At 61.8% G+C, this 19,460-nt stretch carries 15 protein-coding genes and 1 pseudogene; 10 read left to right on the forward strand and 6 right to left on the reverse strand.

The annotated features are described in order from the left end of the window. Window positions 1-510, forward strand: a 510-nt coding sequence (locus tag GDA49_06720) for a hypothetical protein (GenBank protein MBC6440091.1), incomplete at its 5' end; no start/stop codon positions are given. Window positions 511-833: 323 nt separating this feature from the next. Here the strand turns inward: GDA49_06720 and GDA49_06725 are convergent. The 3 genes from GDA49_06725 to GDA49_06735 all read right to left on the reverse strand — a co-directional run bounded on the left by GDA49_06725 (window position 834) and on the right by GDA49_06735 (window position 2,808). Continuing rightward, the gene (locus tag GDA49_06725; GenBank protein MBC6440092.1) at window positions 834-1,097 is read right to left on the reverse strand and encodes a hypothetical protein; all 264 of its coding nucleotides are present in this window, start codon (window positions 1,095-1,097) and stop codon (window positions 834-836) included. Between the two features lie 234 nt (window positions 1,098-1,331). Next, the gene (gene msrA / locus GDA49_06730; GenBank protein ID MBC6440093.1) at window positions 1,332-1,808 is read right to left on the reverse strand and encodes a peptide-methionine (S)-S-oxide reductase MsrA; all 477 of its coding nucleotides are present in this window, start codon (window positions 1,806-1,808) and stop codon (window positions 1,332-1,334) included. A 226-nt stretch (window positions 1,809-2,034) separates the two neighbouring features. Next, window positions 2,035-2,808 (reverse strand): SDR family oxidoreductase, encoded by a 774-nt coding sequence (locus tag GDA49_06735; protein MBC6440094.1) that lies wholly within the window; start codon window positions 2,806-2,808, stop codon window positions 2,035-2,037. A gap of 214 nt (window positions 2,809-3,022) precedes the next feature. Here GDA49_06735 and GDA49_06740 point away from each other — a divergent pair, with 214 nt between their 5' ends. Continuing rightward, window positions 3,023-3,838 carry an NAD(P)-dependent oxidoreductase gene (locus GDA49_06740; GenBank protein MBC6440095.1) on the forward strand — a complete coding sequence of 272 codons (816 nt, stop codon included), beginning with the start codon at window positions 3,023-3,025 and terminating at the stop codon, window positions 3,836-3,838. A 193-nt stretch (window positions 3,839-4,031) separates the two neighbouring features. Here the strand turns inward: GDA49_06740 and GDA49_06745 are convergent, their stop codons facing one another. Together GDA49_06745 and GDA49_06750 are read right to left on the reverse strand one after the other, a co-directional pair. Continuing rightward, the gene (locus tag GDA49_06745; GenBank protein MBC6440096.1) at window positions 4,032-4,535 is read right to left on the reverse strand and encodes a hypothetical protein; all 504 of its coding nucleotides are present in this window, start codon (window positions 4,533-4,535) and stop codon (window positions 4,032-4,034) included. Continuing rightward, the gene (locus GDA49_06750) at window positions 4,504-5,235 is read right to left on the reverse strand and encodes a DUF4065 domain-containing protein (protein MBC6440097.1); all 732 of its coding nucleotides are present in this window, start codon (window positions 5,233-5,235) and stop codon (window positions 4,504-4,506) included. The genes GDA49_06745 and GDA49_06750 overlap by 32 nt, the downstream gene beginning before the upstream one ends. Window positions 5,236-5,417: 182 nt before the next feature. Here GDA49_06750 and GDA49_06755 point away from each other — a divergent pair. From GDA49_06755 to GDA49_06785, 7 genes and pseudogenes are all read left to right on the forward strand, one after another. Further along, window positions 5,418-8,204: pseudogene (locus GDA49_06755) on the forward strand (class I SAM-dependent DNA methyltransferase). After that, window positions 8,201-9,319, forward strand: a complete 1,119-nt coding sequence (locus tag GDA49_06760; protein ID MBC6440098.1) for a pentapeptide repeat-containing protein — start codon at window positions 8,201-8,203, stop codon at window positions 9,317-9,319. Before GDA49_06755 ends, GDA49_06760 begins: the two are co-directional and overlap by 4 nt. Window positions 9,320-9,520: 201 nt before the next feature. Continuing rightward, on the forward strand, window positions 9,521-9,937 hold the full coding sequence (locus GDA49_06765; GenBank protein ID MBC6440099.1) for a hypothetical protein: 417 nt from the start codon (window positions 9,521-9,523) through the stop codon (window positions 9,935-9,937). Continuing rightward, on the forward strand, window positions 9,934-10,572 hold the full coding sequence (locus GDA49_06770; GenBank protein MBC6440100.1) for a hypothetical protein: 639 nt from the start codon (window positions 9,934-9,936) through the stop codon (window positions 10,570-10,572). The genes GDA49_06765 and GDA49_06770 overlap by 4 nt, the downstream gene beginning before the upstream one ends. A gap of 53 nt (window positions 10,573-10,625) precedes the next feature. Further along, the gene (locus GDA49_06775) at window positions 10,626-12,707 is read left to right on the forward strand and encodes a DEAD/DEAH box helicase (GenBank protein ID MBC6440101.1); all 2,082 of its coding nucleotides are present in this window, start codon (window positions 10,626-10,628) and stop codon (window positions 12,705-12,707) included. Beyond that, complete coding sequence (locus GDA49_06780; protein ID MBC6440102.1) at window positions 12,688-13,935, forward strand: GIY-YIG nuclease family protein; 1,248 nt, start codon at window positions 12,688-12,690, stop codon at window positions 13,933-13,935. Before GDA49_06775 ends, GDA49_06780 begins: the two co-directional genes overlap by 20 nt. Window positions 13,936-14,378: 443 nt before the next feature. Then, the gene (locus GDA49_06785; GenBank protein ID MBC6440103.1) at window positions 14,379-15,896 is read left to right on the forward strand and encodes a hypothetical protein; all 1,518 of its coding nucleotides are present in this window, start codon (window positions 14,379-14,381) and stop codon (window positions 15,894-15,896) included. A 140-nt stretch (window positions 15,897-16,036) separates the two neighbouring features. Here the strand turns inward: GDA49_06785 and GDA49_06790 are convergent, their stop codons facing one another. Beyond that, window positions 16,037-18,016, reverse strand: coding sequence for an FAD-dependent oxidoreductase (locus GDA49_06790; GenBank protein MBC6440104.1), 1,980 nt, complete (start codon window positions 18,014-18,016; stop codon window positions 16,037-16,039). Between the two features lie 166 nt (window positions 18,017-18,182). Here GDA49_06790 and GDA49_06795 point away from each other — a divergent pair, with 166 nt between their 5' ends. Next, entirely contained in the window at window positions 18,183-19,451 is a 1,269-nt protein-coding gene (locus tag GDA49_06795) for a Rieske 2Fe-2S domain-containing protein (protein ID MBC6440105.1), read from the forward strand. The last annotated feature ends 9 nt before the right edge of the window (window positions 19,452-19,460 follow it).

The following is a 19,460-nucleotide window of genomic DNA, read 5'->3' on the forward strand; positions in this document are numbered from 1 at the left end:
CTCCAGCAAATCGACAATCTGAATTTTATCGCTGCAGCTGTCGAAGCCGACCGCCTCGAAGCCCCGGATGCTCTTCCGGCGGGGAGCGGCATCTTGAGGGGATATGTCAGGGCTGACAATCTTGTCTCGGACCTTCCCATGATGGGCAATCTCGAAATCACGGCCAATTTCGATAATGGCAAGGTCAAAACAAAGGCAAGAGGTTTTACCGGCCTTGCCAGCCGTGGTACGTCGTCGAGTTGGCAAGATAGACAAGGTACAAATGTGAATGGAAAGCTGCGTGGTAGAGGAACGATCACTGCAACCGCGATTGAAAGCGCCCTGGCTGGGGACCTTACACTGGTCAGTAACGGCGTCGTCACCACAGTCGACGGGACCATTGCAGGTAACGTGTACCTTGACGGTCAGAATTTGCTGCTACACGGAGACCTGACAGGAACCCTTTCCAGATCCGGAGAAAGTGATAGCAATATCGAAGGTGGGGCGTTTTACGCTGTCGAGAACCGCTGACGGTGTCGAGCGTTCGGCCCTTGAAGTATCGAGGGTGGGGCGTTTTACGCTGTCCATTACTGAGTACGGAATCAGGATTTCAGGCGGCCACGCCGCCTGAAATCTTCTGTTTCTTCCCGACATCGGGACCTCGGGCGGCATGGCCGCCTGAGGTTCTTTTGTCTTTATCCCGCCCGTCTCCCCCCATGCCGTGTGGCTGCGCCATGCCTGCCAGTAAAGGGTGCGGACAAGCTGGTTCGCGCTGATGCCCCTCTTGCTGGATGCCAGCAGGAACACGGTCTGGAACCACTTGAAGCGCGAAACCTTGCTGCCCCCGAAGATCGTCAGCTGATGGAATCCGAAGGGGTCACCGTGACCCTGGGCGTGCCGACAATCTGGCTCGGCCTGCTGACCCATATGCGGGAGAGACCGGCAAGACGCTGACGAAGCTGGAGCGCCGGTTCTTCAGCGTGGAACTCCGACTGATCGATGACGCCGGCAACGAGGTTCCCTTCGACGGGGAATCGCAGGGCGAGCTGCAGTGCCGCGGCCCCTGGGTGGTCAACGGCTACTACAGCGACGACGACGCCACGGCCGCCGCGTCTCACGCTTCGGCTGGTACGAGGTCTTCGGCCGCTTCAGGGTCGCGGCCATCCTGCAGCAGATCCACATCCGCTACCTGCGCGGCCAGACCCGGGATGAGCGGTTCGCAAGCCTCGGCAGACGTGTGAAGGCCCTGATCCACTGCTGCGAGGAGCTTGTTGCGCGCGGCTGGAACGCATCCCGGCGCGCAGGTCGCCAGCCACCTTGTCACCGGGCACCTTGTCGCCGCCAGGAGCCTTTCAGGCGACCTTGAAGCCGAAGCGCCCGCGGCGCTTTTCCATGAAGCGCTGGTGATAGTCCTCGGCGCGCCAGAAGGTCGGCGCATCCTCGACCGCGGTCACGACGATGCGGTCATCGTGGCGTGCCGCCTGCTGAGCCTCCCTGGAGGCCTCCGCGGCGGCACGCTGCCCGTCGTCATGGGTATAGATGGCCGAACGGTACTGGGTTCCGACATCGGGGCCCTGCCGGTTCAGCGTCGTGGGATCGTGAATCTCCCAGAACACCTTGAGCAGTTCGTCATAGGAAACCTTGTCGGGGTCGTAGTCGACCTGGACCGCTTCGGCATGTCCGGTACGGCCTGTGCAGACCTCCTCATAGGTCGGGTTCTCCGCGGTTCCGCCGATGTAGCCCACGGCGGTGTCGGTCACGCCCTCGACCTTGCTGAAGACCTCTTCGGGGCTCCAGAAACACCCTGCGGCAAAGGTCGCCTTGGCCATGGTTCTCACTCCCGGATTTCACTGTTCTTCCGATGTGCTTCCGAAATGGGGGCGGCGCGGCCGTCTCGCAAGCGCGGGATGCCCGGCTGGCGCAATCGTTACTCCGCAGTGACCGGGCCGTGACTCCGCCACCTCCTTCCGGCGCAGCCCGGCGTTGAGGTGCCGGTGTTCCCCGGGCGCGCGCCAGAAACGGTGCGCGCCTGACGTGCCCCACCGGATGCGAGCGTCAAACCCCTTCGGCGACAAGTGTGCTGCCGCCATCCGCAACGATGGTCTGGCCGGTGATGTAGCGCCCCGCCCGGGATGCCAGGAAGACGGCAATGCCGGCAATGTCGTCGGGTTCGCCGATGCGGCGCAGCGGATACCGGGCCTCGACCTTGCCGAGGCGCTCGGCATTCTCCCAGAGCACCTTCGCGAAGTCGGTCCTGACAAGGCCCGGCGCAATCGTGTTGATGCGGATATTGTGTTCGCCCCAACGGACCGCGAGGTTGCGCGCCATCGCCATGGCGGCGGCCTTGGAGACACCGTACATGCCGATGTCGTCGGTGCCCCTGATACCGGCAATCGACGACAGAAGGATGATGGTCCCGTCCCTGCGTTCGGCCATCTGCGGCAGAACCATCCTCGAGAGCCAGAGATTCGCGCGAATGTTGCAGTTCACGATCTTCTCGAATGCCGATTCCCCGATGTCCGTCATCGGACCGTAGTGCGGATTGACGGCGGCGTTGCCGACCAGGCAGTCGACCTTGCCCCAGGCCGCCATGGTCCTGTCGACGAGGTTCCGGAGCTGATCGATATGGCTGACGTTGCAGGCCACGGCCATCGCCTGGCCACCCTTCGCCCCGATCTCCCCGACAACCTCCTCGCAGGCGTCGGGCTTGCGGCTCGACACCACCACCTTCGCGCCGGCTTCCGCCATGCGCGTGCAGATCGCGCGGCCAATCCCCCTGGACCCGCCCGTGACGATCGCCACCTGTCCCTCGAGGTCGAACAGACCCATGAGATGCACTCCTGATGCCATGAATTGCGCGGGCGCACACTAGCATCGCGTGCGCCATGCCGCACGGACGCAGTAACGGCGGGGAAGCGGGTTTATTTGGGTTTATTCGGGTTTATCGGGGTCTCAGGCGATGGCGGCGGCTTGCCTTGCCGGAGGTTGGGGGGCATGGTGGCCCGTGCGGTGGAATCCGGGAAACAGGGAAAGGGAGAACGGGATGAAGGTGCTTGTCACGGGTGCGGCCGGTGCGATCGGTCGCGTCCTGCGCGAAGGTATCAGGGGGCGCTACGGGCTGGTGCGCCTGACGGACAGGGTTGCCATGGACCCGGCGGGCGACGGCGAGGAGACGGTTCAGGCCGACATGACCGAGCTCGATGCCGTCTCGGCCATGGCCGAGGGCATGGATGCCGTCGTTCATCTCGCGAGTATCGCCTTCGAGGACAGTTGGGAGAACATCCTGCCCAACAACATCGTCACCATGTACAACGCCATCGAGGCCGCACGGCGTGCCGGGGCGCGGCGCTTCGTGTTCGCAAGTTCCAACCATGCGGTCGGTTTCTACCCGCGGAGCGCGTTCATCGACCACAGGGTGGAACACCGTCCCGACACACGGTATGGCGTCGCCAAGGCGTTCGGCGAGGATCTCGGAAGCCTCTATGTCGACAAGCACGACATGGAGTTCTTCAGCATGCGCATCGGCTCGTTCCAGCCCGAGCCGAAGGACGTTCGTATGCTCTCGACCTGGCTGAGCCACGGCGATCTCGTGCGCCTGGTCGTCACGGGTCTGGAGGCGCCCGACATCGGTCATGCGCCGGTCTACGGTATCTCGCGCAACACACGCTCGTGGTGGGACAACAGCCTGGCCTTCAGCCTGGGCTACGATCCGCAGGACAACGCCGAGGACTGGGCCGACAGGCTGCTCGCCGTCGAGCCCCCGGAGGCGGGCGGCGAGGTGGCGCAGACCTTCTGCGGCGGCATCTTTCCGGAAATGGAGTTCGACGGCGACCTGCCGACGGTCCGCAAGCGCATCTGACGCCTTGCCACCCGCCGGGCCCGCGCCCTCGCGTTCGGTCGTCACGGCAGGCCGCGCAAGCCTCGCCCGCATCGACCGGCATGGCGAGGAGCCCGCTGCGTTTGTGCAGGATCAGCCGCAGGATCAGCCTGTTCATGTCTCCGATACGATAGGGTTATTTTATGAGGTATGGTTATTTGATGAAGTGGAATGTTCATTCCGAACCGGACACCGCATCCCTTATCTGCTTCAAATGCTCGGGCAGGATTTCATCCCTGTTCCTGTCGCTTCGACTCCGATAGACACCCCGCAGCAATATCGACATCAGAAAAACCGAGCCGCCACCACAGGCAATGAGGAAAGGCACTTTTACCGATCCATCGAGCGCGACAAACCACTCTGGCGCAAATGCAACGCAGTAACCAATCAGGAGAAAAAGGAGCCAAGACATGACGACAGAGAAAACAGTCGTCCAAAGGCGGAAACGTTTCAGGTCCTTGAGTTCCTCACGAAGGTCCTCAACGTAACGCGATACAGATCTGTGGAGTTCTTTCGCCTGAAAAACCTCTTCAACCAACAACCCAACATCGTCCAGGCGTTGGCGAAGCTCGCCCATCTCGTTATCAGGGTCTTCGGGGGATAGTGAAGCTGCTTCCCGATCGATGTCGGACTCGGGCCCTGCCAGATCAGGCTGCGGCGGGTTTTTGTCTGAGGCCATCGAAATGCTTGCGGATCATGTCATGTTCAATCGGTGCATAGTAACCACGCTTTTCTACGGTGACTGACCACGGTCCTGCCGGCTTGTTCGTCGATTTGGAAAGAGTGAAGGCGTAGTGCTTTCCGTATGAAGACACGATGTGCTCGAGCAGATGTTCAACCTCTTCTGACATGTCCTCACGATACTCATAGCCGGTTGCCCCGTCTACCGCCCGTCCAATGACAGGACCTCTGCCATACCGGATAAACGCGTTGTAAACGTCGCGGTAGACGGGGCCGTACCTCCAGGCTTCCGGTTTTGCGGTCGTCAGTGGCGAACCGTTCGAGAAGGTCAGCCACCACCCATGCGCCAGATAGACGAGCTTCAGAAGATGCATCACAGTAAGGTGCAGACCCTGTTGCTCCGCATAGTCCAACATCCTGTTCGCAATCGTTCGCGGGTCAAACGGGCCCATCAGCGCCACCTTGTCGCTGCGGCCTTCCCTGCGATAGCCTTGCGCTCCCTCGCGGTCGGGGATTCGGTGCGCAGCTTCGCGCCCGCCCGACCACTCTTTTGCCTGGCTGCCTGCCTGAACCTGTGCTCCTCCCGGCATCGCGATCTTTTCCTCCGTTTTACCGAGTAACTTTACCGAGTAACCCGTTGTTCTTTCGACATTTTCCTGAGAGCAACGGAATATGGTTCCGCAGAGAATGTAAGACATTCTGTCTACCGATGCCAAGCCTTTCCGGTAACAGGATCGTGATGCTTGCGGCCCGCCAAGCCTGTGCCCCGGGCCTGTGCGCGGTGTTTTGCGGGTGGGGGGTTCGGGTGGTATTGTGGGGCGGGGGACGACAGGATGGGTGACGGAACGATGGGCAAGGTAAGGATGGGCTGGAGGCGGTTGTGAATGTTGTCGAGATCGAGGAGGCGGTTTCCGGGCTTGCGGGGCGGGATTTCGACGGTGAGGCGTTTCCGTTCTCGTTTCTTGAGGCCTTCGGGAACAAAGCCACGACAATCAAGCGCCTGCGCAGCGGGGAAACGAACAGGTCGGACCTGTCGGACCGGGGCGCTGTCCTGCAAACCAACAATATCCATCTGAAGGTGTGCGCGCCGGGGGAGGTTACGGCCACACTGGCGCAACTCAGGGCCAGCCCGGCGACCGCGAAGGCCAAAGCCAGGTTCGTTCTGGCGACCGATGGCACCGATCTGGAAGCCGAGGACCTGACAAGCGGCGAAACGATCGCCTGCGCCTATGGCGAGATGCCCGATCACTTCTGGTTCTTCCTGCCCCTTGCCGGCATCCGCATGGTCAGGCAAATCCGCGAGAATGCGTTCGACATCAGGGCGACGGGACGGCTCAACAAGCTCTATGTCACGCTTCTGAAGGACAATCCCGAATGGGGGAGCGAGGCGCGCCGCCATGACATGAACCGCTTCATGGCGCGGCTGATCTTCTGCTTCTTTGCGGAAGACACCGGCATCTTCGCCGAATCCGATCTCTTCACCGACACGGTCGCGCGGATGAGCGAACGGGACAGTTCGAACACCCATGAGGTGATCGCGATGCTCTTCCACGCCATGAACACCGGGGCTATGAACACCGGGGCCATGAACACCGAAGGCGGTGCGCGCGCGGCTGCCGGCCTTCCCCGCTGGGCCAATGTCTTCCCTTACGTCAATGGCGGGCTGTTTTCGGGCGGGACAGAGGTGCCGCGCTTTTCCAAAATGGCGCGTTCCTACCTGCTGCACATCGGCGGGCTCGACTGGACGAGGATCAACCCCGATATCTTCGGCTCGATGATCCAGACCGTGGCCGACGAGGAGGAACGCGGTGCCCTAGGGCTGCATTACACCTCGGTGCCGAACATCTGCAAGGTGCTGGATCCGCTGTTTCTCGACGATCTGCGCGCAACGCTGGACGAGGCGGGCGACAACGCCCGCAAGCTGCTCAACCTGCGCAACCGCATGGCCAGGATCAGGGTTTTCGATCCCGCCTGCGGATCGGGCAACTTTCTGGTGATCGCCTACAAGGAAATGCGCGCCCTCGAGGCCGTGATCAACAGGCGGCGCGGCGAGGCCGAGCGGCGCAGCGACATCCCGTTGAGAAATTTTCGCGGGATCGAGCTGCACGACTTCCCCGCCGAGATTGCGCGGCTGGCGCTGATCATCGCGGAATACCAGTGCGATGTGCTGCATCGTGGACAGAAAGAGGCGCTTCACGATTTCCTGCCGCTCGATGCCGGAAACTGGATCGCCTGCGGCAATGCCCTGCGGCTCGACTGGCTCAGCATCTGCCCGCCGGCCGGCACAGGCGTGGAGCACCGTGCCGAGGATCTGTTGCTGTCGCCGGTCGATCGGGCCGGGATCGATTTCGACAACGAGGGCGGGGAAACCTATATCTGCGGGAACCCGCCCTATCTTGGGAAAAGATGGCAATCCGCAGAGCAGAAAGACGACCTGAAGCACGTCTTCGGGGAACGGGCCAGAAGCTGGAAATCGCTCGACTATGTGGCGGGCTGGTTCATGAAGGCGGCCGATTACGGGATGCACACGAAGAGCAGCGCGGCTTTCGTGGCCACCAACTCGATCTGCTAGGGGCAGCATGTGCCGATCCTGTGGCCGCTGATTTTCCAGACCGGGCACGAGATCGCCTTTGCTCACACGAGCTTCAAATGGGCGAATCTTGCCAGCCACAACGCGGGCGTCATCGTTGCGATCATCGGCATTTCAAACCATGCCGGACCCGTGCGACGGCTCTATGCGCCCGACGACCGGGGCAAGACAGTCTTGCAGGAGACGGCCAACATCAACGCATATCTTGCTGCCGCGCCCAATATCATTGTCACCAAATCCGGCAAACCGCGCACGGGCGTGGCGGATATGAGCTTTGGCAACATGCCCAGGGATGGCGGTCATCTGCTTCTCGAACCTTCCGACGTGGCCAGGCTGGAACTTTCCGAGGCGCAGAGGAAACAATTCGTCAGACCCTTTGTCGGCTCTCAGGAATTTATCCGGGGGCAACAACGTTATTGTCTCTGGATCAAGGATGAGGATGTTGACGAAGCCCTGTCCATAGACAGCATAGGCAAGAGAATTGACCTGGTACGACAAGAGAGACTGTCCAGCAGAGACAAAGGCGCGCGGGACATGGCAGAGACTCCCCACAAATTTCGAGAGCAATTTGAAGGTAAAGATATGACCATCGTTGTGCCGGGCGTAAGCTCCGAGAACAGGGATTTTCTTCCCGTTGGCGTGGCTGCACCCGGGGTCATTGTAAGCAATCTTGCTTTTGCCCTTTACGATGCGCCGCTCTGGAACATGGCGCTGATCGCATCGCGGCTGCATCTGGTCTGGATCGCGACGGTATGCGGCAGGCTGGGAACCGGTTATCGCTATTCCAACACCCTCGGCTGGAACACCTTCCCCATCCCTAAGCTCACGGGCAAGAACAGGGACGACCTGACCCGTTGCGCCGAGGATATTCTTCTGGCACGGGAGGCGCATTTCCCTGCGACCCTTGCCGATCTCTACGACCCCGAAACAATGCCCGACAACCTGCGCACCGCCCACGAGCGCAACGACGAGACCCTGGAGCGCATCTATATCGGCCGCCGCTTCCGCAACGACACCGAACGCCTGGAAAAACTCTTCACCCTCTACACACACATGACCGGGAAGGAGGCAGCATGAAGAAATGGCGGCCAACAATCGCGACTTTTCTTTTCGCAGTGGTGGCAACCGGTGTTTTGTTTGACTGGGGACACACCGACGTCACGATGGATGAACGGACGCAATCAAGAAGTGAAATCATCCAGAATTACGGCGCTCTGATCGCTGCTTCATGGGCGGCTTTTCTGGCCGTCTGGCGTGGCCAGACGGCCTCACATCAAGCAGAAATTGCTTCCAAGCAGGTTCAGCAATCCGACAGGCAGCACCGCCAGTCCCTTTCCCAGACACGTTTTTCTCAAGCGGTCGAACATTTGAAAGACGAGGACCCGGTGGTGAAGCGTGGCGGCATCATGGCGCTTGCGAGGCTGGTCCATGATCAGGATTATCCGAACCGCCAGGATGTGCTTGACATGCTGTCACAGTTTATCCGCGCACAGCCTCTCCGGGTAACGGAGGAGGAAGAAAGGATTGATCCTCTCGCGGAAATCGCCCTCAAGACTGTGATAGGTGACGATCTGGACAAGAAACTTGGTTTCGATCTTTCCGGCGCAAAGCTTGTCGGAGTGAACCTGGAAAACAAGCGCCTCATAAATTTGGTTCTCAGAAATGCGAATCTCGCCCAGGCGAATCTGTGCGACGCGGAAATCGTCGGCACGGATCTCCAACATGCCAACCTCTCCGGCGCGTACCTTATTGGCGTGCAGATATCTCAAACCTCCCTTTCGGATGCGAACCTCACCGATACACGTCTCTGGCGTGCGTGTTTGAAAGGTGTGGACCTTTTATCAGCCAAGCTCGAAAGCGCGGACCTTACGCAGGCGAACCTTGCGGATGCGGACCTTAGGAAGGCGAACCTTACGAATGCGAACCTTGGGAATGCGAACCTTGGGAATGCGAAACTTACGGATGCGGACCTTACGGATGCGAACCTTACGGATGCGAACCTTACGGATGCGAACCTTACGGATGCGAACCTTACGGGTGCGAACCTCATCGGTGTCATAGGTGTCACACAAGACCAACTTGATCAGGCAACCCAACATCCGGATGGGGGACCGCCAAGGAATCTGCCTGACGGTTTGACATGGGATGAGGATGGTGCCAAGAAAAGGTGGAGAAGCCCTCGGCATGCGTGAGATGCAAGAGCGGGCTACTATCGGTTGCCGCTTCAATGAACGCCTGGAAAAACTCTTCACCCTCACCACACACATGACCGATAAGGAGGCAGCATGACACACCCAACTGCGCCATTGGCGCTTCAGAAGGTGAACTCCGAGGAGCTGTCACCGCAGCAGAAGAGAGCCCATGACTCTCACAAGGAGAAGGCAGCGGCATGGGTGCTTCAGAAGGAGAACTACAGGAAGCTACCATTGCACCAGAGGAGAGCCTATAACTTTTCCATGGTGGCGGCAAAGCTGGCCGACTATGGATACGACAGTGTTCCGTCGTCACCTGACTTGCGCGGGCATGACACGAATTTCATAGCCCGTCATATCGATGGAAAATCCTGTCTCGTGAGGCTCAAAACCCGTGCGACCATCGATCACAAACGTGTGGGCCAGGGGCTCTACATCGCTTTCAGGGATGAGGAGACAGACAAGGTCTATGTCTATCCCCATGACGAGATGGAGAGGCGGATCGTCAAGACCGGTGAAGTCGGCGATAACGAGGCATGGAAAGGGCCTCGATCATATAATTGGCCGACGCCTCCAAAATGGTTGCGCGGTTTGCTTCAGGAATACGAGGTCCGATGACCATGCCATCCGTCTCCCATGACGCTCCCGATGCGCAGGCTTATGGCGATCTCACGTCGCGCGAGAGGGAAAACCACAACTTCAACAGGATTGCCGCGCGCCTGAAGCAGGGCGGCTTCACATGCCATTGGCGGCTCGCTGACGACGGCAGGTGGGCGGATTTCATGGCCAGCCGGATCGACGGCGAGACCTTCCACGCGCTGTCAGCGGCGTCGCCATATACCGACTTCATTGCCTGCCACGACGATGGCAAGAGCTTCCTGAAGGTGCAGCTCAAGGGAGGGCTGGCCGTCAACCGCAGGTATCTGGGAAAGGGCATCCGCATCGCCTTCATCCTGCACGAGCGTGGCCGTGGCGAGCGCGATCGTCGCGAGCACGTCTATGGCGAACAGGGCTGGGGCAAGCATGGCTGGGGCGAGCGCGGCGGTGGGAAGCACGGCGGTGAGGAGACGGAAACAATCTATCTCTACGACCACGACCGGCTTGTCGACCATGTGGAAGCCAGGGGGCTCATCGGTGCCGGAAACCTGGGCTGGCACAGGAAGGGGCTTTGCCGCTGGAACAGGCCGCCCGGCTGGGCAAGACATTATCTGAAAGAGCACAATCTTCTGGAGGCGTTGACGGTTCGACGATGAGCAAGAGCAATCATGTCCCCCCGGTGCATGTCCCCCCGGTGCGTGTCCCTTCGGTGCGTGTCCCTTCGGTCTCCGTGACCTATGCCCGGAACGGCAGGTCCACAAGGGCGAACGAGTTCGGTATGCGGGAGATGCAGGAGCGGGCCTATGAGAGGCGGGGCGAGCGGTATCTTCTGATCAAGTCGCCGCCGGCCTCGGGCAAGAGCCGGGCGCTCATGTTCATCGCGCTCGACAAGCTCGCGAACCGGGATGTCAGGCAGGCCATCGTGACGGTGCCCGAAACCTCGATCGGATCGAGCTTCGGCGACGAGCCGCTGAGCGAGGCCGGCTTCCATGCCGACTGGACCGTCGCGCCGCAATGGAACCTGTGCAATTCACCGGGCACGGAGGGCGGCAAGGTCAAATCCGTCAGCGCGTTTCTGGCAAGCGGCGATGCGGTGCTTGTCTGCACACATGCGACCTTCCGTTTTGCCGTCGAGAAGCTGGGCGTGGAGGCCTTCGACGGGCGTCTGATTGCCGTGGACGAGTTTCATCATGTCTCGGCGAGCGAGGACAGCATTCTCGGCACGCAGATCAACGCGCTGATCGCGCGCGACCGGGTCCATGTCGTGGCGATGACGGGAAGCTATTTCCGGGGCGATGCCCTGCCGATCCTGACGCCGGAGAACGAGGCCCGGTTCGATACGGTGACCTATACCTATTATGAGCAGCTGAACGGATACAGCTTTCTGAAAAGGCTCGATATCGGGTATTTCTTCTATGCCGGTTCCTATGCCGACCACATTCTCAAGGTGCTCGATCCGCAGGAGAAGACGATCGTGCATATTCCGAATGTGAATTCGCGCGAAAGCACCAAAGACAAGCACAGGGAGGTCGAGCACATCATCGACTCCCTGGGCGCGTGGCAGGGGACGGACCCGGCCACGGGTTTTCAGCTTGTGAAAACGGCGGACGGGCATGTGCTCAAGGTTGCCGACCTGGTCGACGACGAGGCGGCGAAGCGCGACAGGGTGTCGGCGGCGCTCAAGGACCCGGCCAACAGGGACAACCGGGACCATGTGGATATCATCATTGCCCTGGGCATGGCCAAGGAGGGGTTCGACTGGATCTGGTGCGAACATGCCCTGACGGTCGGCTATCGCGCGAGCCTGACGGAGATCGTGCAGATCATCGGCCGCGTCACGCGCGATGCCGAAGGCAAGGAGCGGGCACGTTTTACCAATCTGATCGCCGAGCCGGACGCCTCGGAGGCCGCCGTCACGGAGGCGGTGAACGACACGCTGAAAGCCATCGCCGCGAGCCTGCTCATGGAGCAGGTGCTTGCGCCAAGGTTCAGTTTCACGCCGAAGACGACCGAAAGCGGGCCGGTCGAGGGGTTCGACTACGGCGAAGGCGGCTACGACCCGAAAAAGGAGAACATCGGGTTCGACGAGGAACGCGGACAGTTCCGGATCGAGATCAGGGGGCTGACCCCGCCCCGGAGCAGGGAGGCCGAACGTATATGCCGGGAAGACCTGAACGAGGTGATCGCCGACCTTGTCCAGGACAGGACGGCCACCGAGCGCGGGCTTTTCGATGACGAGCTTGTGCCGCAGGAACTGACCCAGGTGCATATGGGCAGGATCGTCGCCGACCGATATCCCGACCTCGATGACGGGGATCGGGAAGCCGTGCGCCAGCACGCGATTGCCGCGCTGACTCTGACGCAGAAGGCGAAGGCTGCCGCCCTTTCGCCTGCCGACGACTCCGCTTCCGACGATGGGACAGGCGCCAACACGGCGCTGATCGACGGGGTGAGGAGGTTTGCCATGGATGTGCGCGAGCTCGATATCGACCTGATCGACAGCATCAACCCCTTCGGGGAAGCCTATGCGATCCTCGCCAAAAGCATGAATGAGGACAACCTCAGGCAGGTCGCCAAGATTGTATCGGTCAGAAAGCTGCGGCTCACGCCGGACGAGGCCCGCGACCTGGCGCGCCGCGCCCTGATGTTCAAGCAGGAGCGGGGGTGGTTGCCGACCCTCAAGTCTGCCGACCCCTGGGAAAGGACGATGGCCGAAGGCGTGGCGTTCCTGGAGAGTATGCGGCAGGAGGCCATGCAGCAGGAGGCGGGCAATGGCGAGACGGTTGGCTGAGGAAGACCGGTTCACCGAGGAAGACGCGGCGCTTCTGACCGCGCTTGGAATCGAGGGCGAGCCCGGGAAGGCGGTCACGCGCACGGCGTGCGAGGAGCGTATCGTCGCGGGGTTCGAGGAGATCCAGCGCTTTGTCGAGGAACACGGGCGTGCGCCGCAGCATGGCGGGGACAGGGATATTTTTGAACGCCTTCATGCGGTTCGGCTCGATCGCATCCGCGCGCTGCCGGAATGTCGGGACCTGGTCGCGCCGCTGGATACGCCCATCGACGACATGGGAGGGCTCACGGGCGCGGCCCCGGCGGCCCAGGCGGATGGGGCGGCGTATGATGGGGCGGATGCGGAGGAGCTCGATGACGATGAACTTCTGGCCGCGCTTGGAATCGCGACGGAAGCGCCAGCCATCGCGGAACTCAAGCATGTGCGTTCGAGCGCAGAGAAGAAGGCCGCCGAAGAGATCGCCAGCCGCGAGCGATGCGAGGACTTCGCGACCTTCAGGCCGCTCTTCGAGCAGGTGCAAAAGGAGCTCGACAGCGGTTTGCGCGAGGCGCGGCCTTTCGAGATGAAGGCGGAGATCGAGCAGGGGCGCTTCTTCATCGTCGGCGGTCAGAAGGCCTATGTCGCGGAGAAGGGCGAAACGACGCTCAACGACCAGGGGCGCACCGATGCCCGCCTTCGCGTGATCTTCGACAACGGCACCGAGAGCGCCATGCTCATGCGCTCGCTCCAACGGGCCCTGAACAGGGACGAGGCCGGGCGACGGCTTACCGAGCCGGCCGCCGGTCCGCTGTTTTCCGACCGAACGGTCGAGGGCGACGAGGCAAGCGGGACGATCTATGTCCTGCGCAGCGGGTCCGATCATCCGCTTGTGGCGGAAAACCGGGAGCTTGTGCACAAGATCGGCGTGACGACCATGAGTGTCGAAAAGCGTATCGCGGGCGCGCATCTTCAGCCGACATTCCTGATGGCCAGTGTCGAGATCGTGGCGAGCTATGCGCTCTACAACATCAACCGGACGAGGCTGGAAAACCTCATCCATCGCATCTTCGAGCCCGCCCGCCTCGAGATCGAGGTCATGGACCGTTTCGGGAAACCGGTTGTCCCGCGCGAGTGGTTTCTGGTGCCCCTGTTCGCAATCGGGGACGCTGTGGAACGGATCAGGGACGGGACGATTGGCGACTATGTCTACGATCCCGCCGGGGCTTCGCTGAAAAAACGGGCGCACTGAAACGGCAGAGCCCCGGCGGATCGCTGCGTTGTCGATCCTCAGGGTTGTCGATCCCCGGCAAGGTCCATCCGCCCCCACCGTCCGGGGGCAGCCGTCGGTGTGGCAGCGGGCCGGGGGTGAGATGCGGGACCGCCATGAGCGATTTCTTGTGAGAAGGGTGTAAAATTCTCTTGACGCTCGGAGCATCCGGGGGCAAATACGAGGCAACAGACCCGCCACGCCTCTCGACGACTGCGCAAAACCTCTTGACAACCCGCAACGGGTCTGTCATGTGCTTTCCAGGTTGTCGATGCGCAACAGGCAGGTTTTGTGCTTGGCGAGACAGGTGTCCGGCGCAATGGGAGCGGCCAGAAAAAGCCCGGAAAACGCCTTGACAGCCAGCGCCTGAATGTGGACCGTGAGCCACGAACAATCACCTGAGACCATGGAAGATCGAACAGATCATGAACAAACTTCTGAATGTTGCCGCAGGCATGTTCCTGCTTGCAGCGGTTTCCGCGTGCAGTTTTTCCGGTTCGAACAACAACAGTCCCACTCCAGAGACCGAGACGACCACTCCAGAGCCCGCGCCCACTCCAGAGACCGAGCCCGTCACTGTCTCCCTTGGGGCGATCCCGCCCGGTGCAGATAATGATGTAACAATCGGCCTGTCACAATACAGCACGGCCGACGATGCGTTGAAGGCGATTGAAGAGGCTATCGGCGACGGTCTCGCAGCCCCGGACGCTCTCCCGCCGATGCAAGGAACCTTGAAGGGGTATGTCAGGGTCGACCTGCCCGACGATCGTGTCCTTGGCAATCTCACAATCGATGCCAATTTCGATCAGAAGACGCTCACAACAAAGGCAAGCGATTTCGTCAGGTTCGACGTTTCCGGCCCGACCCCGGTGGTGTTCAACAAGGAGCTTACGATCATAGAAGCCTCTGGTGAAGGCTCTGATATGCTTACGGGTATGTTCGGACATGAGTTGGATGGGTCTCTCAGCGGTACGGGAACGATCGATTCCACTGCGATGACCATGACAGGCACCTTGGACGGCACCCTGAGTGAAGCCGTCGAGCTTAGCGGTACGCTTGGTTCAGCCGAAGTTAATTCCGTACCTGCTACTTTGGAACACAAGGCCGACCTCACGTTGGAAGGTAACGTGTACGATAACGATGGCCCCTTGCTGGTACACGGAGGCGTTACAGGAAATGTTGTAACAACCGCAAAGGGTGTCACACCCTCCACTGATATCCCAATACGTAGACAACAGATTGAAAGCGACTCTGCTTTCTATGCCACGCAGGATTCAACAATCGGCCTGCCAGAATACAGGATGGCCGACGATGCGTTGAAGGCGATTGAAATGGCTATAAGCGACGGTCTCGCAGCCCCGGCCGCTCTCCCGCAGGGGCGAGGAACCCTGACGGGGTATGTCAGGGTCGACCTGCCCGGCAATCGTGTCCTTGGCAATCTCACAATCGATGCCAGTTTCGATGACGCGACGTTCACAACAGAGGCAAGCAATTTCGCCAGGTTTGACGTTTCCGACCCGGCTGCCCCGACGTTGTTCAACAAGGAGCTTACGATCATGGCAGGCTCTGATATGGTCACGGGTGCCTTCCAACATGTGTTGCAGGGGTCTCTCACCGGTACGGGAACGATCGATTCCACTGCGATGACCATGACAGGCAAGCTGGAAGGCACCCTTCGTGAGCCTGAAAAGATCCGTCTTGACGGTGATCTTCCCAGTGCATTCTCTCCCTCTGCCATCATTAACTTACCCTCTGATGTCGAACACAAGGCCGACCTCATGTTGGAAGGTAAGGTGTACGATAACCAGCGCATGTTGCTTGTACACGGAGGCGTTACAGGAAATGTTGAAACAACCATACGAACACCTGACGCCGGCAAAATAACACAACAGATTGAAAGCTCCTCTGCTTTCTATGCCTCGGCCCCGGCCCCGACTAACTGAACCAATAGGCAGGAATGGGACAAGGCTTCGGGCGGTCCTGCCGCCTGAAGCCTTCCCTTTCCTCCCGACGGCCTCCCGACGGCCTCCCGAGGACCGGGAACGCTCGCCCGGTGCGTCGCGTCCGGTGAGGGGCCGGACCGTCATGCGCCGATCGCCATGCCCGCCTTGAGACCGTCGAGAACGGCTTCTTCGGCCGTGCGCGGCGACAGGGCGTCGCCGATGACATGACGCTCGCCGGGCCAGTCCGCAAGCGCGACCGCGAGGCTGTTCTCAGCTGCCGTGCCCTGCGACAGCACCAGAGTCTCGACGTCCTCGCAGATGACAGGTTCGTCGGTGACCGTGTGCTGAAGATAAACAGTGTCGCGGTCGGCACCGAACAGCCGGGCATAGGGAATCATCTCGACGCCGAGGCGTGAGAGCTGGCCGATCCAGTGATCGCGCACACTGTCCGGAAGGTTCTGGCCGGGCACGATGCCGGTGACCGCCAGGCGCACACGGCAACCGTCGCGCGCGAGCTTTTCGGCAAGGCCGGGACCGATCCAGTCGTTCTTCCAGTCGGCAATGACCACGGAACCGCCGACATTGGCCTCGCCCCGGATGACCGACCAGGCCTCGACGACATGCGCCTCGTCCTCGCCCTCAACCGCCGGACGATAGGGTTGTCCGCCGGTGGCGAGCACCACGGCGTCGGGACCGGCGGCGCGCACCATGGCCGCATCGACCGCGGTGTTGCGGACCACGGCGACACCGGCAAGCGCCATCTCGCGGGCGAGGTTGGTGACGATGCCACCGAACTCGGCGCGTCCCGGCAGGGCCTGGGCCAGAAGGGCCTGCCCGCCAAGCTGCCCCGCCTTCTCGTAAAGCGTGACCGCGTGTCCGCGCTCGGCCAGGACCGCGGCGGCCTTCATGCCGCCGGGGCCGCCACCGACAACCCAGACAGATTTCTTCTGCGCCGCCGGGGCCTTCACGTGATCGAAGGCAAGCTCGCGGCCGGTTTCGGGATGCTGGATGCAGGACACGGGGAAGTACTGCAACCGGTGGGCGACACAGGCCTGGTTGCAGGCGATGCAGGCACGAATGTCGTCGGGGCGGCCATCCCGCGCCTTGGCGGCGAAGAACGGGTCGGCAATCTGCGCACGCACCATGCCAACCATGTCGGCCGCACCGGAGGCCAGGATCTCCTCGGCGCGCTGCGGCTGGTTGATGCGGCCCGTGACCAGCACCGGAACGGAGAGCGCCTGTTTCAGGGCAGCGGCATGGCTTGCGACATGACCGGGTTCGACCGCCATATGCGGAAAGACGTCGATCCAGCCCCGGGCGGTGGCCGTGTTGCCGCCGATGACACTGACGTAATCGGGCAGGCCGAGGGTTTCGAGGTGGCGGCAGATCGCGAGCACCTCGGACGACGCCATCGCGCCGGGTGTCCCGTCGCCATCGGTGATGCGGATGCCGAGGATGGGCGCCGCGCCGATACGGGCACGGACCGCCCGGAGGATCTCGACCAGAAAACGGCAGCGGTTCCCCAGACTGCCGCCATAGTCGTCCTCGCGCAGGTTGGTCCGCGGGTTGAGGAACTGGGCGATGAGGTATCCCATGCTGGCGAGAATCTCGACGCCATCGAGGCCGCCCTCGACGATATGGCCGGAGGCCAGCGCATAGGCCTCGACGAACCCGGCGATCTGTTCCCGGGTGGCCGGGCTCGGCATCAGGCTGTAACGCTCGAACGGCACCGCCGAGGCCGAAATCGCGGGCCGCCGCGAACCGTCGAGGGTGCCGCGCATGGCGGCACCGGGATGGAAGAGCTGCCCCACGATCGTCGTGCCATGGGCGTGGATGCGCTCGGCCAGACGCCGGAAGCCGGGCACGATTTCCGGCCTGTCCGCCAGCAGGTAGCCCGATGCGATGCCGAAGCTGGGATGCATCGACATGCCCTCGACGACAATCATGCCGACGCCGCCCCGGGCGCGGGCCTCGTGATAGGCAATCAGCGGCTCGGCCACCATGCCGCCCTCTCCCATCGACGTCCCGTGGGGCGGAAAGAAGAGCCGGTTGGGGATGGTGTGACCGCGAATCGCGATGGGTTCGAAGAGGTGCGGGAACGGTGTCGCGGTGCGCGTCATGGTGCCATTCCTGTCTTTTCCCTCATCTCCGGTCACTCCCTCATTTCCTCCCCTCATTTCCTCCCCTCATTTCCTCCCCTCATTTCCTCCCCTCATTTCCTTATTGTGTCGTCCTCATCCTGTCATGTACCAATCTGCCGAACGCCCTCTTTTTCGGGATCGGGCCATGATGCCATCCGCGTGGACTTCAACATCGACCGGGCTAACATCGAATGGGCTGGCATCGAATGGGCTGGCATCGAATGGGCTGGCATCGAATGGGCTGGCATCGAATGGGCCGGCATCGACATGGAACGACGTCGCCGCCATGCTCGGCGAGGACGCGCTTGCCGCCCTCGCAAGGCCCGTCGGCGAGGCCTCGGCCCTGCCCAACGCCTGCTACACGACCGAAGCCTGGCAGCGGCTGGAGTACGAACGGTTGTTCGCGCGCAGCTGGTTCGTCGCGGGGTTCACCCAGGATGTGCCGAACGCGGGCGACGTTCTCCCGATCGAGGCCGCGGGCATGCCGCTTGTCATCCTGCGCGACCACAACGGCAGGATCCGCGTCTTCCACAATGTCTGTCGTCATCGGGGCACCGTCCTCGTGCCGGAGCGGTGCAGCGGTCAGCGTCTTCTGACCTGCCCCTATCACGCCTGGACCTACGGCCTTGACGGCAGCCTGCGAACCCGCCCCCATTTCCACGGCGGCGACAGGCACGACACCGCACCGGGGCCCGATGCTCCGGGCCTCTTTCCGGTGCGCACGGAGGTCTGGCACCACTGGATCTTCGTCAATCCCGACGGCAAGGCGCCGCCGCTGGACGACTGTCTGGCACCGGCACGCGCGCTGATCGGCGACTACGACCTCTCGGCGACACGTTATGCCGGCACGGTCCACTTCGAGGCCCGGGCCAACTGGAAGTTCGCGCTGGAGAACTACATCGAGCCCTATCACGTGTTCGCCGCGCATCCCCGGCTCCACGCCTTCGTGCCGATGGCCGAACGCCAGCCGAGCCGGATCAGCGACCATATCATGTGGAACTGCTATCGCTTCAGGAAGGCCGAAGCGGGCCGCGGCGCAGGCCTGCCGCATTTCCCCGGTCTCACGGACGAGGCCGCGCACAAGTGGTTCTGGTTCATCCTGCCCACTGCCTTCGGCTTCGAGGTCTACCCCGATCATGTGGCGAGCTTTCACGTGACACCGCTGGCACCCGACCGGTGCCGTGAACGGATCGACATCTATCTCATCGGCGATGCCGCGGATTCACCCGACCGGGCCGGGCAACGCCAGGCCGTGCTCGACATGTGGAACGATCTGAACCACGAGGACATCGGCCTGATCGAGGGCCTGCAGAAGGGCCGGTCGTCACCCCTGTACGACGGTGGCCGCCTCTCGCCCTACTGGGATGCGGCACCGCTCCACCTCGCCCGCATGATTGTCGAAGGCATGCGCTGACCGCCGCGA

The organism is Rhodospirillales bacterium (assembly GCA_014323865.1).
Lineage (GTDB): Bacteria > Pseudomonadota > Alphaproteobacteria > SP197 > SP197 > SP197.

Coding starts and splice junctions, on each gene's coding strand:
- msrA (MBC6440093.1), bottom strand. CDS start 1,808: ATGGCCAAGGCGACCTTTGCCGCAGGGTGTTTCTGGAGCCCCGAAGAG.
- GDA49_06735 (MBC6440094.1), bottom strand. CDS start 2,808: ATGGGTCTGTTCGACCTCGAGGGACAGGTGGCGATCGTCACGGGCGGG.
- GDA49_06740 (MBC6440095.1), top strand. CDS start 3,023: ATGAAGGTGCTTGTCACGGGTGCGGCCGGTGCGATCGGTCGCGTCCTG.
- GDA49_06745 (MBC6440096.1), bottom strand. CDS start 4,535: ATGGCCTCAGACAAAAACCCGCCGCAGCCTGATCTGGCAGGGCCCGAG.
- GDA49_06750 (MBC6440097.1), bottom strand. CDS start 5,235: ATGTCTTACATTCTCTGCGGAACCATATTCCGTTGCTCTCAGGAAAAT.
- GDA49_06760 (MBC6440098.1), top strand. CDS start 8,201: ATGAAGAAATGGCGGCCAACAATCGCGACTTTTCTTTTCGCAGTGGTG.
- GDA49_06770 (MBC6440100.1), top strand. CDS start 9,934: ATGACCATGCCATCCGTCTCCCATGACGCTCCCGATGCGCAGGCTTAT.
- GDA49_06780 (MBC6440102.1), top strand. CDS start 12,688: ATGGCGAGACGGTTGGCTGAGGAAGACCGGTTCACCGAGGAAGACGCG.
- GDA49_06785 (MBC6440103.1), top strand. CDS start 14,379: ATGAACAAACTTCTGAATGTTGCCGCAGGCATGTTCCTGCTTGCAGCG.
- GDA49_06790 (MBC6440104.1), bottom strand. CDS start 18,016: ATGACGCGCACCGCGACACCGTTCCCGCACCTCTTCGAACCCATCGCG.
- GDA49_06795 (MBC6440105.1), top strand. CDS start 18,183: ATGATGCCATCCGCGTGGACTTCAACATCGACCGGGCTAACATCGAAT.